The organism is Pseudomonas sp. KB_15 (assembly GCF_052114525.1).
GTDB lineage: Bacteria > Pseudomonadota > Gammaproteobacteria > Pseudomonadales > Pseudomonadaceae > Aquipseudomonas.
Genome location: NZ_JBFREX010000365.1, coordinates 1 through 363, shown reverse-complemented (window position 1 = coordinate 363; position 363 = coordinate 1). Strand labels below are relative to the sequence as shown.

Here is a 363-nt window from a genome sequence, read left to right as displayed (position 1 = left end):
GCCGGACTGCGTGTGCACGGCCAGCTTGGGTTTGCCGGTGGTGCCCGAGGTGCTGAACGTGCACCACGGGTCCAGTCCCTCGCCGAGGCTTTCCTCGCGCACGGGATAGGCGTCCCACATGAACTCGCCGCTCACCGGCACGTCCACCACATGCTCCAGCGCGCTGACGGCGTGCTGGATGGCCGAGGCGGCCTCGATATAGTCGAAATCCAGGAAGCGGGTGGGCACCACCAGCATCCGCGCCTGTGCGGTATTCACTACATGGAGCGCTTCGGCCGTTTTCAGCCGTGTGCTGACGGGCACCACCAACACGCCCAGCTGCGCCGCGCCGAACAGCAGTTGCAGCCAGACGGCGCCATCGGG

At 67.2% G+C, this 363-nt stretch carries 1 protein-coding gene; it reads right to left on the bottom strand.

The features are described from left to right. On the bottom strand, positions 1 to 363 hold a 363-nt coding region (locus AB4Z35_RS31310), incomplete at both ends, for an AMP-binding protein (protein ID WP_442101340.1).